Genomic DNA, 15,394 nt, shown 5'->3' with positions numbered 1-15,394 from the left:
CGGTTTACTACGGTCAAATTTCTCTTTACCCACGGTTACACCTCTTCCTGTTTCTTAAGTCCTGGGAATCAACCCTTTTTAATGATCGCTTCGGCAATGTTCGAAGGCGCCTCTGAATAGCCAGAAAACTCCATCGCATATGACGCCCGGCCTTGCGTTGCAGAACGCAGATCGGTGGCGTAACCGAACATTTCCGACAACGGAACCTCTGCACGGATGACCTTGCCAGCAGGTCCCTCTTCCATGCCCTGAATGACACCGCGACGACGGTTAAGGTCGCCGACAACATCACCCATGTAGTCTTCCGGAGTCACTACCTCAACTCGCATGATCGGCTCAAGCAATGCAGGGCTCGCTTCGAGGGCGCCCTTCTTCATCGCCATGGAACCGGCCACCTTAAAGGCCATTTCGTTGGAGTCGACGTCGTGATAGGAACCGTCGTACAGGGTCGCCTTGATACGCAGCAGCGGATAACCAGCCAGACAGCCGTTCTGCATCTGCTCTTCAATACCCTGCTGAACTGCCGGGATGTATTCCTTGGGAACCACACCACCAACAATCTCGTTCACGAAGATAAAGTTTTCGCCATCTTCCTCATCCAGAGGCAGCGGCTCAAGCTTGATCTTGACGTGACCGTACTGACCACGACCGCCTGACTGGCGAACAAACTTGCCTTCAACGTCTACAGGCTTGCGAATGCGTTCGCGATACGCAACCTGCGGCTTACCGATATTGGCATCGACCTTGAACTCGCGACGCATGCGGTCAACGATGATGTCGAGGTGCAACTCGCCCATACCGGAAATGATGGTCTGACCCGATTCTTCATCGGTCCGAACACGGAACGACGGGTCTTCCTGAGCCAGCTTGCCCAACGCAACGCCCATCTTTTCCTGGTCAGCCTTGGACTTCGGCTCTACCGCCACAGAGATAACCGGCTCCGGGAATTCCATACGCTCGAGAATGATCTTGTTATTCTCGTCGCACAAAGTATCGCCCGTAGTGACGTTCTTCAGGCCGATTGCCGCGGCAATATCACCTGCAAGAACTTCCTTGATCTCCTGACGATCCTTGGAGTGCATCTGGACCATACGGCCGACACGCTCCTTTTTGCCTTTGACGGAGTTATACACCGCGTTACCGGACTCCAGCTTGCCAGAGTAAACACGGAAGAACGTCAGAGTACCAACGAACGGGTCGGTAGCAATCTTGAACGCAAGCGCTGCGAATGGCGCGTCATCGTCAGCCTGACGGGTTTCTTCGGTACCGTCTTCATCGATCTCGCCACGAATCGCCTTAACTTCGTCAGGCGCAGGCAGGAATTCGATAACAGAGTCCAGTACAGCCTGAACACCCTTGTTTTTGAACGCGGAGCCACAAGTCGCGACGACAATCTCGTTAGCCAGCGTACGCATACGCAGACCTTTCTTGATGTCTTCGATGCTCAACTCGCCTTCGTCCAGGTAGCGCTCCATCAGCTCTTCGTTCGCTTCCGCAGCGGCTTCCACCATCTGCTCACGATACATGGCCACTTCTTCAACCATTTCTTCCGGAACTTCGCGCTCGTCGTAGGTCGCACCTGCGTCGTCTTCGTTCCAGTAGATCGCCTTGTTACGAATCAGATCGATAATGCCGGCGAAATTGTCTTCGGCACCGATCGGCAGCTGAACGGGAACAGCGTTTGCGCCCAGGCGATTTTTGATCTGGTCAACAACACGCAGGAAGTTAGCACCGGCACGGTCCATCTTGTTGACGAACACCATGCGGGGTACTTCGTACTTGTTGGCCTGACGCCATACAGTTTCTGACTGCGGCTCAACACCGGAGGAACCACAGAAAACAACAACGGCACCATCCAGAACACGCAGTGAACGCTCTACCTCGATGGTAAAGTCAACGTGGCCCGGGGTGTCGATGATGTTGATCCGGTGCTCCGGATACTGCTTGTCCATGCCCTGCCAGAAACAGGTAGTCGCAGCGGAGGTAATGGTGATACCACGCTCCTGCTCCTGCTCCATCCAGTCCATGGTAGCCGCACCGTCATGAACCTCACCGATTTTGTGGGAAATCCCTGTGTAAAACAGGACCCGCTCGGTGGTCGTGGTTTTGCCCGCATCAACGTGCGCACAAATACCAATATTTCTATATCTCTTGATCGGAGTCTTGCGTGCCACTGTATAAACCTCGGCTTATTAGAAACGGAAGTGAGAGAACGCCTTGTTGGCTTCTGCCATGCGATGAACGTCTTCGCGCTTCTTAACAGCGGAGCCCTTGCTATCAGCGGCATCCAGGATCTCACCTGCCAGACGCTGTGCCATGGACTTTTCACCACGCTTCCGTGAGAATTCTACGAGCCAGCGCATTGCCAGCGCGTTTTGACGGGAAGGCCGTACTTCTACCGGCACCTGGTATGTAGCACCACCCACACGACGGGACTTAACCTCAACCATCGGCTGGATGTTTTCCAGGGCCTTTTCGAACATGTCGATCGGCTCTTCTTTGGATTTGTCGGCAACGATATCGAGCGCGCCATAAACAATGCGCTCTGCAACGGATTTCTTGCCGCTTTCCATCACGTGATTGATGAACTTGGCAAGGCGTGCACTGCCGAACTTAGGATCCGGGATAATTTCCCGTTTTGCTGCAACTCTTCTTCTAGGCATCGATAAGCCCTTATATATTTAAAAGGTCTTCAGGAACCCCTGAGATAGCAAATTGCTACTCAGCCTTACTCTTACCGTTCTAACAAGCAACGATAAAAGACACCCTCTTGGGACATCAGGACTTGGGTCGTTTTGTACCGTACTTGGAGCGGCCCTGCTTACGGTTCTGCACACCCTGGGTGTCCAGCGTTCCGCGAACAGTGTGATAGCGCACACCCGGAAGGTCTTTTACTCGACCGCCACGGATAAGCACAACACTGTGCTCCTGAAGGTTGTGACCTTCACCACCAATGTAAGAGGAAACCTCGTAGCCGTTGGTCAGACGAACACGGCACACTTTACGCAGTGCTGAGTTCGGCTTCTTCGGCGTTGTGGTATATACACGAGTGCACACACCACGGCGCTGAGGGCAGGCCTGGAGAGCAGGAACATCGCTCTTGGCTACCTTGCGCTTACGAGGCTTACGCACCAACTGATTAATCGTTGCCATGTAAGCAAACTCCAAAAAACCATATCAATGAAACTTACCCCCTATGCAGGGGGTAAAATTTAAGGGACGCAAGTGTAAGCCTGCGCCCCTGGACAGTCAAGATGACTGGTCTCTTTTTAACCACCTCACGGGTAGGTAACTACCCGGAGATGGTACGCCGGCTCAACTCAGCTTTCGCGGTTGAGCTCCGCGCTCAGTGCTTCTTCCACGTCGGCAGCAGTCACGCCCTGGGCTTCCAGTTCGCGCTTGCGGCGACGCTCACTGTGATAGGCCAGACCGGTACCCGCAGGAATCAGTCGACCAACCACAACGTTTTCTTTCAGACCGCGCAGGTAGTCACGCTTACCGGTAACTGCACCTTCGGTGAGTACGCGGGTAGTCTCCTGGAACGAAGCCGCAGAGATGAACGACTCAGTTGCCAGGGAGGCTTTGGTGATACCCAACAGCAGACGATCGAACCGTGCCGGTTCTTTGTCCGCTGCGTTCGCGGTCTCGTTTTCTTCCAGAACCTGGGTGATTTCCACCTGGTCGCCAGACAGCAGTGTCGTTTCGCCGGGATCGTTAATTTCAACCTTCCGCAGCATCTGACGAACGATAACCTCAATGTGTTTATCGTTGATAACAACACCCTGCAGACGATACACGTCCTGGATTTCGTTGGTGATGTACTTGGCCAGCTCGACCACACCCAGCAGACGCAGAATGTCGTGCGGATTGGACGGACCGTCCGAGATCACCTCACCCTTCTCAACCGTTTCACCTTCGAATACGTTGAGCTGGCGATGCTTCGGAATCAGAACCTCATAGGCATCAGCATCTTTCGGCGTAATAACCAGACGCTTCTTGCCTTTGGTTTCTTTACCGAAGGACACCATGCCACTGATTTCCGCCAGGATGGACGACTCTTTCGGGCGACGGGCCTCGAACAGGTCGGCAACCCGCGGCAGACCACCAGTAATGTCACGGGTCTTCGAGCTTTCCTGCGGAATCCGGGCAACTACGTCACCCAGCTCAATCCGGGCGCCGTTGGCCATGGTGACCAGTGCGTTGGCCGGCAGGAAGAAGATCGCAGCACCACCACCTGGCAGCTCTACATCGTTGCCACTGGAATCCTGAATCTGGATCGCCGGACGGATATCCTTACCAGCCGCCGGACGCTCCTTCGGATCGATAACCTCCATGGTGGACAGGCCGGTAAGCTCGTCGGTCTGGGTCCGGACAGTGATGCCCTGATCCATGTTGACGAACTTCGCGGTACCTTCGGCCTCGGCGATAATCGGGTGGGTATGCGGATCCCACTTCGCCACAACAACGCCAGCTTCCACGGCATCGCCATGCTTCACAGACAGAACAGCACCGTAGGGCAGTTTGTACCACTCACGCTCACGGCCCTGCTCGTCGGCAATCGCCAGCGCGGAGGAACGGGAAATAACAACCAGGGAGCCGTCAGTCTTTTCAATAGACTTCAGGTTGTGCAGGCGTACCGTACCGCCGTGCTTGACCTGGATGTTATCGACAGCAGACGCCCGGCTGGCTGCACCACCAATGTGGAAGGTACGCATCGTAAGCTGGGTACCCGGCTCACCGATGGACTGAGCCGCGATAACGCCAACAGCTTCACCAACGTTAACCTGATGACCACGGGCCAGATCACGGCCGTAACACTTGGAACAGATGCCATGACGGGTTTCACAGGTAATCGCAGAGCGAACCCAGACTTCGTCCACACCCGCGCGCTCCAGCGTCTCGATGGTTTTCTCATCAAGCAGCGTACCGGCTGAAACAACGGCGTTGTCCTTGTCGGTCGGCGTAAAGGCATCACGGGCAGTTACACGACCCAGAACACGATCACCCAGCGGCACAACAACGTCGCCACCTTCGATGTGCGGCGTCATCAGCAGGCCTTCATCGGTGCCACAGTCTTCCTCGGTTACAACCAGATCCTGAGACACGTCAACCAGACGACGGGTCAGGTAACCTGAGTTAGCCGTCTTCAGAGCGGTATCCGCCAGACCTTTACGAGCACCATGAGTCGAGATGAAGTACTGAAGTACGTTCAGACCTTCACGGAAGTTCGCCGTGATTGGCGTCTCGATGATCGAACCGTCCGGTTTGGCCATCAGACCACGCATACCGGCGAGCTGACGAATCTGTGCCGCAGAACCCCGGGCGCCGGAATCCGCCATCATGTAGACAGAGTTGAACGACTCCTGCATCAGGTATTCGCCATCTTCGCCCTTCACAGGTTGACCATCCGGGCCAACAACCTGCTCTTTCGACAGACGCTCCATCATGGCCTTGGAGACCTTGTCGTTGGCGCGGGACCAGATGTCGATGACCTTGTTGTACTTTTCGCCCTGGGTCAGCAGACCGGACGCGTACTGAGTTTCGATGTCCTTCACTTCCTGGGAAGCGGCATCAACCAGCTCGTACTTCTCAGGGGGGATCTCGAAATCGTTAAAGCCGATGGAGATACCGGATACCGTCGCATAGTGATAACCCATGTACATGAGCTGATCCGCGAAGATAACCGTGTCTTTCAAACCGGCATCGCGATAACAGGTGTTGATGAGGTTCGAAATTGCCTTCTTGACCATCGGCTTGTTGACCAGCTCGAAGGAGAGGCCATCGGGCACGATATCAAACAACAGGGCACGGCCGACCGTGGTATCAACAATGTTGTACGCTTCGGAGCGAGAACCATCTTCAGCAATGGCTACTTCCTTGACCCGCACCTTGACGCGTGCCTGGAGGTCAACCTTGCCAGCACCGTAGGCGCGATGCGCCTCTTTCACGTCCGCGAAGGTCATGCCCTCACCAACCGCATTTTTACGCTCACGGGTCATGTAATACAGACCCAGAACCACGTCCTGCGACGGTACGATGATGGGCTCACCATTCGCCGGCGACAGTACGTTGTTGGTAGACATCATCAACGCACGGGCTTCGAGCTGGGCTTCCAGTGTCAGCGGCACGTGTACCGCCATCTGGTCACCGTCGAAGTCGGCGTTGTACGCCGCACACACCAAGGGGTGCAACTGGATAGCCTTGCCTTCAATCAATACCGGCTCGAACGCCTGGATACCCAAACGGTGCAGGGTCGGCGCACGGTTCAGCATGATCGGATGCTCGCGGATGACTTCGTCGAGGATGTCCCAGACAACGCCTTCCTCACGTTCGACCATCTTCTTGGCGGCCTTGATCGTGGTTGCCAGACCGCGGTGCTCAAGCTTGGAGAAAATAAACGGCTTGAACAGCTCCAGGGCCATCTTCTTGGGAAGACCACACTGGTGCAGACGCAGGTACGGACCCACTACAATCACCGAACGACCGGAGTAGTCCACACGCTTACCAAGCAGGTTTTGACGGAAACGACCCTGCTTACCCTTGATCATGTCAGCCAGAGACTTCAGCGGACGCTTGTTGGTTCCGGTAATGGCGCGACCGCGACGACCGTTATCCAGCAATGCGTCCACAGCTTCCTGCAGCATCCGCTTCTCGTTACGCACGATGATGTCCGGAGCGTTCAGCTCCAGCAGGCGCTTGAGGCGATTGTTCCGGTTGATCACACGACGGTAAAGGTCGTTGAGATCGGAAGTCGCGAAACGGCCACCGTCCAGCGGTACCAGCGGACGCAAGTCCGGCGGCAGAACCGGCAGCACGGTCATGACCATGTCGCCCGGCTTGTTGCCGGAGTAGAGGAAGGCCTCAAGAATCTTCAGGCGCTTGCTGAACTTCTTGATTTTGGTTTCAGAGTTGGTCTGCGGGATTTCCTCGCGCAGCGAATCCACCTCGGCCTGCAGGTCGATGCCCTCAAGCAGCTCCTTGACGGCCTCGGCACCCATACGGGCATCGAACTCGTCACCGAACTCTTCCAGCGCCTCGTAGTACTGCTCATCGTTCAGCAGCTGACCACTCTCAAGCGTGGTCATACCCGGATCGATCACAATGAACGATTCAAAGTACAACACGCGCTCGATATCGCGCAGGGTCATGTCCAACATCAAACCGATGCGGGACGGCAGTGATTTCAGAAACCAGATATGGGCGACCGGACTGGCCAGCTCAATGTGGCCCATTCGCTCACGGCGAACACTCGCCAGTGCCACTTCCACGCCACACTTCTCGCAGATAACACCGCGATGTTTGAGGCGCTTGTACTTGCCACACAAGCACTCGTAGTCCTTGATCGGGCCGAAGATCTTGGCACAGAAAAGACCGTCACGCTCCGGCTTGAAGGTACGGTAATTAATGGTCTCAGGCTTCTTCACTTCGCCAAAAGACCACGAGCGAATCATGTCAGGCGATGCCAGGCCGATTCGGATGGCATCAAATTCCTTGCTTTGGTTCTGGCTCTTGAGAAGATTCAGCAAATCTTTCATCAGTAAAAGCTCCGGATGGCGTTAATCTCGGGCGGGCACTCGACGTGCCCGCTCACGCTGCCAAAAACAATTCGGCTCACTCGGATTCCAGCTCGATGTCGATACCCAACGAGCGGATTTCCTTGACAAGAACGTTGAAGGACTCGGGCATGCCCGGCTCCATGCGATGATCGCCATCGACAATGTTCTTGTACATCTTGGTCCGACCATTCACATCATCAGACTTGACGGTGAGCATTTCCTGCAGCGTATATGCTGCGCCGTAAGCCTCGAGGGCCCACACTTCCATCTCACCGAAGCGCTGACCACCGAACTGCGCCTTACCACCCAGCGGCTGCTGGGTAACCAGGCTGTAAGAACCGGTGGAACGAGCGTGCATCTTGTCGTCGATCAGGTGGTTCAGCTTCAGGATGTACATGTAGCCGACGGTCACCGGACGATCAAATTCATCCCCGGTACGGCCATCGTACAACATGGTCTGGCCGGTAGTGCTCAGGCCAGCGAGCTCAAGCATCCGCTTGACCTCGGCTTCCTTGGCACCATCGAAGACCGGTGTTGCCATAGGTACACCACCACGAAGGTTGTGGCACATCTCCAGGATTTCCTTGTCAGACAGGGAATCCAGATCCACCTTGAACACTTCATCCGAGTGGTTGTAGATCTCATCCAGCAGCTTGCGCAGCTCGGCAATCTTGCGTTGCTCGTCCAGCATCTTGCTGATCCGCTCACCCAGCCCCTTGGCCGCTGCACCCAGATGGGTCTCAAGCACCTGACCTACGTTCATCCGCGACGGTACACCCAGCGGGTTCAAAACGACATCTACAGTGTTGCCGTACTCATCGTAAGGCATATCTTCAATCGGCATGACCGAAGAAATAACACCCTTGTTACCGTGACGGCCAGCCATCTTGTCGCCCGGCTGGATGCGACGCTTGATAGCAAGGTAGACCTTGACGATCTTGAGCACGCCAGGAGCCAGGTCGTCGCCTTGCTGCAACTTGCCCTTCTTATCGTCAAACCGTGCGTCGTGCTCTTTCTTGCGATCTTCCAGACCCTGCTCGGATTTCTCCAGGAGCTCATTCAGGCTGTCGTCTTTCATCCGCAGCTTGAACCAGTCGGGCCGTGGCAGCTCGGCCAGGTAGCTCTCGTCCAGTGCCGCACCTTTCTTCAGCCCCGGACCACTGATCACTTCCTGCCCTTTCAGCGCATTCATCAGACGCTCAAAGGTAGCACCCTCAACGATACGGTATTCGTCTTTCAGGTCCTTGCGGTACTGGTCCAACTGCTCTTTCTCGATGGACTGGGCACGCTGGTCCTTCTCAATACCGTCGCGAGTGAAGACCTGCACGTCGATCACGGTACCGCGGGTACCGGTAGGAACACGTGAAGACGTGTCCTTAACGTCCGAGGCCTTCTCACCGAAGATGGCACGTAGCAGCTTCTCCTCCGGAGTGAGCTGGGTTTCGCCTTTCGGCGTAACCTTGCCGACCAGGATATCCCCTGCGCCAACCTCAGCACCGATATAGACAATACCGGACTCATCCAGCTTGGACAGCGCGCTCTCACCTACGTTCGGAATATCAGCGGTGATTTCTTCGCTACCCAGCTTGGTATCCCGAGCCACACAGGTCAGTTCCTGAATGTGGATGGTGGTCAGGCGATCTTCCTGAACCACTTTCTCGGAGATAAGAATGGAGTCCTCAAAGTTGTAACCGTTCCAGGGCATGAACGCGATACGCATATTCTGCCCCAGCGCCAGTTCACCCAGATCCACAGACGGACCATCTGCCAGCACGTCGCCGCGGGCAATGACATCACCCTCACGCACGATAGAACGCTGGTTGATACAGGTGTTCTGGTTTGAACGGGTATATTTGGTGAGGTTGTAGATATCTACACCCGCATCACCCGCTTCGGTTTCCTCATTTTGGACGCGCACCACGATACGGGCCGCATCCACACTCTCAATGACACCGCCACGACGGGCAGTTACACAAACACCGGAGTCCTGGGCCACGGTGCGTTCAACACCGGTGCCGACCAGAGGAACCTGGGAGCGCAGAGTCGGAACCGCCTGACGCTGCATGTTAGCCCCCATCAGGGCGCGGTTAGCATCGTCGTGTTCCAGGAACGGAATCAGAGACGCAGCGACAGAAACTACCTGGCGCGGTGATACGTCCATGAAGTTAACGCTCTCGGGCGGTGTCACCGTAAATTCGTTCTGGTGCCGCACGGTGACCAGCTCATCGGTGAGACGCTTACTCTCTTCGTCCATAGCCGCGCTGGCCTGGGCGATGACATAGTTGCTCTCTTCGATGGCGGACAGATACACGACTTCATCCGTAACCACACCCTCAACAACTTTCCTGTACGGACTCTCAAGGAAACCGTAGGAGTTGGAACGGGCATAGGTCGCCAGCGAGTTGATCAGACCGATGTTCGGACCTTCCGGAGTCTCGATAGGACATACCCGACCATAGTGAGTCGGATGCACGTCACGAACTTCGAAGCCGGCACGCTCACGGGTCAGACCACCCGGCCCAAGGGCCGAGATACGACGCTTGTGAGTTACCTCGGACAGCGGATTGTTCTGATCCATAAACTGCGACAGCTGGCTGGAGCCAAAGAACTCCTTAACGGCAGCCGCCACCGGCTTGGCGTTAATCAGATCCTGCGGCATCAGGCCTTCGCTCTCGGCAAGGCTCAAGCGTTCGCGCACAGCACGCTCGACGCGCACCAGCCCCACACGGAACTGGTTTTCAGCCATCTCACCGACGCAACGAACGCGACGGTTACCCAGGTTATCAATGTCATCCACATTGCCCTGGCCATTACGGATATCGATCAGAGTCTTGAGAACATCAATAATGTCCTCATGAGTCAGCGTACCTTCGCCGGTACTTTCCTCGCGACGAAGCCGACGATTGAGCTTCATACGACCAACTGAAGACAGGTCGTAACGCTCTTCGGAGAAGAACAGGTTGTTAAACAGGTTCTCGGCCGACTCTTTAGTGGGCGGCTCGCCCGGACGCATCATGCGATAGATTTCGACCAGCGCCTCCAGAGGCGTGCGGGTCGGATCGATGCGCAGTGTATCTGACATGAACGGACCACAGTCCAGATCATTGGTATACAGAGTTTCGATCTCTGTCACACCGGCATCCAGAATCTTTGTAATCAGCTCTTCGGTCAGTTCGGAGTTACACTCAACCAGCACTTCACCGGTTTTGGTGTCGACCATATCTTTCGCCAGAACGCGGCCATAAAGATACTCAGTCGGCACTTCCAGTTCGTTAATACCGGCTTTTTCCAACTGCTTGATGTGGCGCGCAGTAATCCGGCGACCTTCTTCGGCGATCACATTGCCTTCGTTGTCTTTGATATCGAAGGTTGCAATGTCACCACGCAGTCGGCTCGGAACCAGTTCCAGCTTGCACACTTCTGCGCCCAGGCTGAACTTACTGGTTTCGAAGAACATCTCAAGCATCTGCTCGGAGGTGTACCCCAGAGACCGAAGCAGGATGGACGCGGGCAGCTTCCGGCGACGGTCGATACGAACGAACACGGAGTCCTTCGGATCGAACTCGAAATCGAGCCAGGAGCCACGGTAAGGAATCACCCGGGCTGAATACAGCAGCTTGCCGGATGAATGGGTCTTACCCTTGTCGTGATCGAAGAACACACCCGGTGAACGGTGGAGCTGGGAAACAATAACGCGCTCGGTACCGTTGATAACGAAGGTACCGTTCTCGGTCATCAAGGGCATCTCGCCCATGTAAACTTCCTGCTCTTTAATGTCCTTGATCGCCTTGTTGGACGATTCCTTATCATAAATGATAAGACGGACTTTCACCCGCAGCGGCGCTGCGTAGGTTACGCCCCTAAGCTGGCATTCCTTGACATCGAAAACCGGCTCACCGATACGGTAACTCACGTATTCGAGCGCGGCGTTGCCAGAGTAACTGACAATCGGGAATACGGATTTGAATGCTGCGTGAAGACCGGTTTCCCGACGGTCCTCAGGAGCGGCTTCCATTTGGAGGAAGTCCCGGAACGAATCCAGCTGAATAGACAGCAAATAGGGGACGTCCATCACGGAAGGCAATTTACTAAAATCTTTGCGAATCCGCTTTTTCTCAGTGTAGGAGTAAGTCATCTGCATTCCCCAGCTTTAGACCTGATACCTGGTATCAAGAAGCAACCATTGTTCTGCTTCGGGGCCGAATTGCTCGGCATTTCTCGCCGTCTTGAACAAGACTCTGGCTGTAGGTTAGAGGTCCAATATCGACCTGTTCGTACTCACCAGACTCTATAGCATATACAACAGAAAAAGGCCGGTGGCACAAAGCCACCAGCCTATCCATGCTTAATGCACGGTTTCGATCAACAGCCGACTCTTACTTAAGCTCAACAGAAGCGCCTGCTTCCTCAAGCTTCTTCTTGGCTTCTTCAGCGTCGTCTTTGCTGGCAGCTTCCTTGATTACGGAAGGTGCGCTGTCGACCATTTCCTTAGCTTCTTTCAGACCCAGGCCGGTCAGTTCACGAACGGCCTTGATTACGTTGACTTTCTTCTCACCAGGACCGGTAAGAACAACGTCAAATTCGGTCTGCTCTTCTTCAGCAGCGGCTTCGCCACCAGCTGCAGCAGGTGCAGCAGCAACGGCTGCAGCGGCAGATACACCGAACTTTTCTTCCATTGCTTCAACAAGCGCAACAACGTCCATTACGCTCATTTCGGCGATTGCGTTCAAAATGTCTTCGTTAGACAGAGCCATGACTTTCTCCCAAAAATATAAAAAATGGTGTTCAACAGAATCAAGCAGCTTCTTGCTTCTGGTCGCGAACTGCCGCTACAGCACGAGTCACTTTCGAAGGAACTTCGTTCAGTGTCCGTGCAAGCTTGGTGATCGGTGCCTGTGTAACCGCAGCCAGCATCGTCAACGCTTCGTGACGTGTTGGCAGCTTGGCAAGGCGATCAATCTGGTCTGCTGCCATCAGCTCTCCACCGACGGCAAGTCCCTTGATCTCAAACGCCTCTTTCTCTTTGGCAAAATCCTTCAGCAGGCGCGCTGCCGCACCCGGATCTTCCATAGAGAATGCCAAAATGGTTGGTCCAACCAGAGCTTCATCGATGCACTCGAACTCAGTACCACGAATGGCAATCTTTGCCAGGTTGTTACGAACAACCTTAAGACGCACATTCTCGGCACGAGCCTTGGCACGAAGAGCCGTCATGTCACCGGAAGTGACACCACGATAGTCAGCCATAACCACAGACAGAGCACCACCGGCAGTCTCGTTGACTTCAGCGACGATCGCTTTCTTGTCTTCGAGTCTAATTGCCACTGGATTTCTCCTCGATTTCGCCGGGGTCATCCCGGCAAACCCATCATTGCCCTTGCGGGCGCCTTAACGGTGTTTGGGTTCAGAGAGAACGTCTTCACACCGTCTGCGCAGGCGTTGCTTTAACCCTTGCAGCCCTCCTCGAAAAGAGGGCTTCGGGGGCCTGCGGTCTTTGACAGCCTTGGCTTCCGCCCAGACTACAAAGTAACTATCGTTCAGAGGATCAGATTGCTAGACCACTCTGATCGATAGCCAGACCAGGACCCATAGTCGATGAAACGGTGATCTTCTTGAGATACACACCTTTCGCCGACGATGGCTTGGCCTTTTTCAGATCTGCAATCAGAGCCTCAAGGTTTTCCTTGATGTTCTGTGCAGAAAATTCAACGTTACCCAGCGGAGCGTGGATAATGCCGTTCTTGTCGGTACGGTAACGAACCTGACCAGCCTTGGCGTTCTTGACCGCGGTCTCAACGTCAGGTGTCACAGTGCCCACTTTCGGGTTCGGCATCAGGCCACGCGGGCCGAGAATCTGGCCCAGCTGGCCAACAACACGCATGGCGTCTGGTGTGGCAATAACCACATCAAAATCCATGTTGCCTTTTTTGACTTCATCAGCCAGGTCATCCATACCGACCACGTCAGCACCAGCTGCTGTGGCTTTTTCGGCATTGGCGCCCTGGGTAAATACCGCTACGCGAACGGTCTTGCCGGTACCGTGAGGCAGAACAGTGCTGCTACGAACCACCTGGTCCGATTTACGCGCATCCACACCAAGGTTAACAGCAACGTCGACAGACTCCTTGAACTTGACGTTCTCACCAAGCTCAACGAGCAGGGCTACAGCTTCGTCTACGGAGTAGGCGCGGGTAGGATCGACCTTTTCACGAATCAGCTTCTGACGCTTGCTCAGCTTTGCCATGTTACAGGCCCTCCACGTTCAGGCCCATGCTACGGGCTGTTCCTGCAATGGTACGAACCGCTGCGTCCATATCGGCTGCAGTCAGATCCGGCTCCTTGGTTTTGACAATCTCTTCCAGCTGCTCGCGGGTCACCGAGCCGACCTTGTCGGTATTCGGACGACCAGAGCCAGTCTTGATGCCAGCTGCTTTCTTCAGCAGAACCGGAGCGGGCGGCGTCTTGGTAATAAAGGTAAAGCTGCGATCACTGTAGACAGTAATGACAGTAGGAATCGGCAGACCAGGCTCCATATCCTGAGTCGCGGCGTTGAACGCCTTACAGAATTCCATGATATTGACACCGCGCTGACCCAGAGCGGGACCAACGGGGGGACTCGGGTTGGCCTTACCGGCAGCAACCTGAAGCTTGATGTAGGCTTCAATCTTCTTAGCCATGATATATCTCCTCTGGGTTCGAACGCCTTTCGGCTCCCCGGTTCAGACACAAAAAGCCCGCGTCGCCATAGCGCGCGAGCTTTCAGCTTTAAAGCTGCTGGTCAGTCTTTCTCGACCTGCCCAAACTCCAGCTCTACCGGAGTTGAACGACCAAAAATCAGAACAGCAACCTTGACTCGACTCTTGTCGTAGTCGACTTCCTCAACCACACCATTGAAGTCAGCAAACGGACCTTCAACAACGCGTACAATTTCGCCTGGCTCAAACAGCGTCTTCGGCTTGGGCTTCTCGGCGCCACTCTCTACACGACGCAAGATCGCTTCGGCCTCACGCTCTGTAATCGGAGCCGGCTTATCCTTGGTACCACCAATAAAGCCAAGTACCCGCGGCGTATTCTTCACAAGATGCCACGTAGCATCATCCATTTCCATCTGGACGAGTACGTATCCTGGATAGAATTTACGCTCGCTCTTGCGCTTTTTACCGTCGCGCATCTCGACAACTTCTTCGGTAGGAACCAGGATCTCACCGAACCTGTCTTCCATGCCGTCGAGCGAAACGCGCTCCTTCAGAGTGCGCATTACGTGCTTTTCGAAGCCAGAATACGCATGAACCACGTACCAGCGCTTAGCCATTGCCCACTCCCGTTAGCCGATAAACCCGGCGACCAACAAACTGATCAGCGAATCCATACCCCACAACAAAAGGGCCACAACCAGCACAAACACCACAACAATCAGCGTTGTTTGCACGAGTTCAGGCCTGGTGGGCCATACCACTTTCCGGATCTCAACCCTTGCTTCTTTCAACAGAGTCGCAAAACGACGTCCGCGATCTGTCTGCAGCGCAACAAAAACCGCCACAATAGCAAGAGCCACAAGAGCCAGAACCCGATACAGAAGAGACTCGGCACTAAAATACTGATTCCCCACCACACCGATGGCGATCAGAACAAAAACAACCAGCCACTTCAAAAAATCGAAACGGCTGGCTGACTGAACGGCTTTTGACTCCATAGGAATCAACTTATGTATCCGGAAGTTAAAAAATGGCAGGCCAGGAGGGAATCGAACCCCCAACCTGCGGTTTTGGAGACCGCTGCTCTGCCAATTGAGCTACTGGCCTGCACCGAAACTACTCAGCGCACTTACTCTCGAGCAA

11 protein-coding genes and 1 tRNA gene are annotated in these 15,394 nt (G+C 54.8%); all 12 read right to left on the bottom strand.

Annotation, left to right across the window (positions count from 1 at the left end; translation table 11 throughout):
• Nucleotides 1-68: 68 nt before the first annotated feature.
• The 12 genes from fusA to KFJ24_RS18085 all read right to left on the bottom strand — a co-directional run bounded on the left by fusA (nt 69) and on the right by KFJ24_RS18085 (nt 15,358).
• Nucleotides 69-2,174 carry an elongation factor G gene (gene fusA / locus KFJ24_RS18140; RefSeq protein ID WP_250832712.1) on the bottom strand — a complete coding sequence of 702 codons (2,106 nt, stop codon included), beginning with the start codon at nt 2,172-2,174 and terminating at the stop codon, nt 69-71.
• Nucleotides 2,175-2,192: 18 nt separating this feature from the next.
• The gene (gene rpsG / locus KFJ24_RS18135) at nt 2,193-2,663 is read right to left on the bottom strand and encodes a 30S ribosomal protein S7 (protein ID WP_250832711.1); all 471 of its coding nucleotides are present in this window, start codon (nt 2,661-2,663) and stop codon (nt 2,193-2,195) included.
• A gap of 115 nt (nt 2,664-2,778) precedes the next feature.
• Complete coding sequence (gene rpsL / locus KFJ24_RS18130; RefSeq protein WP_091855124.1) at nt 2,779-3,153, bottom strand: 30S ribosomal protein S12; 375 nt, start codon at nt 3,151-3,153, stop codon at nt 2,779-2,781.
• 167 nt (nt 3,154-3,320) lie between these two features.
• Complete coding sequence (gene rpoC, locus KFJ24_RS18125) at nt 3,321-7,535, bottom strand: DNA-directed RNA polymerase subunit beta' (RefSeq protein WP_250832710.1); 4,215 nt, start codon at nt 7,533-7,535, stop codon at nt 3,321-3,323.
• 76 nt (nt 7,536-7,611) lie between these two features.
• Nucleotides 7,612-11,691 (bottom strand): DNA-directed RNA polymerase subunit beta, encoded by a 4,080-nt coding sequence (gene rpoB / locus KFJ24_RS18120; RefSeq protein WP_250832709.1) that lies wholly within the window; start codon nt 11,689-11,691, stop codon nt 7,612-7,614.
• Nucleotides 11,692-11,932: 241 nt separating this feature from the next.
• Nucleotides 11,933-12,310: a 50S ribosomal protein L7/L12 gene (gene rplL, locus KFJ24_RS18115; RefSeq protein WP_250832708.1), complete on the bottom strand. Its 378-nt coding sequence runs from the start codon at nt 12,308-12,310 to the stop codon at nt 11,933-11,935.
• Between the two features lie 40 nt (nt 12,311-12,350).
• Nucleotides 12,351-12,881: a 50S ribosomal protein L10 gene (rplJ, locus tag KFJ24_RS18110; protein ID WP_250832707.1), complete on the bottom strand. Its 531-nt coding sequence runs from the start codon at nt 12,879-12,881 to the stop codon at nt 12,351-12,353.
• A gap of 220 nt (nt 12,882-13,101) precedes the next feature.
• On the bottom strand, nt 13,102-13,800 hold the full coding sequence (rplA, locus tag KFJ24_RS18105; protein WP_250832706.1) for a 50S ribosomal protein L1: 699 nt from the start codon (nt 13,798-13,800) through the stop codon (nt 13,102-13,104).
• Between the two features lies 1 nt (nt 13,801).
• Entirely contained in the window at nt 13,802-14,233 is a 432-nt protein-coding gene (rplK, locus tag KFJ24_RS18100) for a 50S ribosomal protein L11 (RefSeq protein WP_250832705.1), read from the bottom strand.
• Between the two features lie 101 nt (nt 14,234-14,334).
• Nucleotides 14,335-14,868, bottom strand: a complete 534-nt coding sequence (gene nusG / locus KFJ24_RS18095) for a transcription termination/antitermination protein NusG (protein WP_250832704.1) — start codon at nt 14,866-14,868, stop codon at nt 14,335-14,337.
• Nucleotides 14,869-14,880: 12 nt separating this feature from the next.
• Entirely contained in the window at nt 14,881-15,249 is a 369-nt protein-coding gene (gene secE, locus KFJ24_RS18090) for a preprotein translocase subunit SecE (protein ID WP_250832703.1), read from the bottom strand.
• A gap of 33 nt (nt 15,250-15,282) precedes the next feature.
• Nucleotides 15,283-15,358: transfer RNA gene (locus KFJ24_RS18085), tRNA-Trp, on the bottom strand.
• Between the last annotated feature and the right edge of the window lie 36 nt (nt 15,359-15,394).

It is taken from the genome of Marinobacter sediminum (assembly GCF_023657445.1).
Taxonomy (GTDB): Bacteria; Pseudomonadota; Gammaproteobacteria; order Pseudomonadales; family Oleiphilaceae; genus Marinobacter; species Marinobacter sediminum_A.
Note: the sequence above shows the minus strand (reverse complement) of the source record. Positions and strands in the feature narration are given on the sequence as shown.

What these genes read in the sequence shown, in the direction of transcription:
- rpoB (WP_250832709.1), bottom strand. Translation starts at nt 11,691, where the DNA reads ATGACTTACTCCTACACTGAGAAAAAGCGGATTCGCAAAGATTTTAGT.
- rpsG (WP_250832711.1), bottom strand. Translation starts at nt 2,663, where the DNA reads ATGCCTAGAAGAAGAGTTGCAGCAAAACGGGAAATTATCCCGGATCCT.
- secE (WP_250832703.1), bottom strand. Translation starts at nt 15,249, where the DNA reads ATGGAGTCAAAAGCCGTTCAGTCAGCCAGCCGTTTCGATTTTTTGAAG.
- rplK (WP_250832705.1), bottom strand. Translation starts at nt 14,233, where the DNA reads ATGGCTAAGAAGATTGAAGCCTACATCAAGCTTCAGGTTGCTGCCGGT.
- rplA (WP_250832706.1), bottom strand. Translation starts at nt 13,800, where the DNA reads ATGGCAAAGCTGAGCAAGCGTCAGAAGCTGATTCGTGAAAAGGTCGAT.
- rpoC (WP_250832710.1), bottom strand. Translation starts at nt 7,535, where the DNA reads ATGAAAGATTTGCTGAATCTTCTCAAGAGCCAGAACCAAAGCAAGGAA.
- rpsL (WP_091855124.1), bottom strand. Translation starts at nt 3,153, where the DNA reads ATGGCAACGATTAATCAGTTGGTGCGTAAGCCTCGTAAGCGCAAGGTA.
- rplL (WP_250832708.1), bottom strand. Translation starts at nt 12,310, where the DNA reads ATGGCTCTGTCTAACGAAGACATTTTGAACGCAATCGCCGAAATGAGC.
- nusG (WP_250832704.1), bottom strand. Translation starts at nt 14,868, where the DNA reads ATGGCTAAGCGCTGGTACGTGGTTCATGCGTATTCTGGCTTCGAAAAG.